This is a genomic window from Pseudoalteromonas sp. SIMBA_162, from assembly GCF_046535955.1.
GTDB lineage: Bacteria > Pseudomonadota > Gammaproteobacteria > Enterobacterales > Alteromonadaceae > Pseudoalteromonas > Pseudoalteromonas marina.
This window is the reverse complement of record NZ_JAWJBQ010000790.1, coordinates 1-253: the sequence shown is the minus strand read 5'-3', so window position 1 is coordinate 253 and position 253 is coordinate 1. Positions and strand designations below refer to the sequence as shown.

Sequence of the window (253 nt, the reverse complement as noted above, 5' to 3'; positions counted from 1 at the left end):
ATCGCCCAGCATCATGTTATACGGATAGCCGTTGGTTTCTGGCGTATAGCCGATAATCGGCATCTGATACGTCTGCGCCAGCGCCTTGATTTGTTTGATGCCGCCCGCTTTTAAGTCCGGCGCGAACGCGTGCGGGCGACCGCCCCAAATTTCGATGCCGTCGTAACCCAGCTCGCTTGCATCACGAAATGCGTGTTCAATAGGCAGCCGCTGGTGGCCGCAGGTAAACATACCTGTTTTCATCGGGTAACTC

General features: G+C 55.3%; 1 protein-coding gene. It reads right to left on the bottom strand.

Going from position 1 to position 253, the window contains the following annotated elements:
- A partial coding sequence (locus R0J88_RS21840) for a hypothetical protein (protein ID WP_410901151.1) occupies nt 1-243 on the bottom strand: 243 nt, incomplete at its 3' end.
- Nucleotides 244-253: the final 10 nt, after the last annotated feature.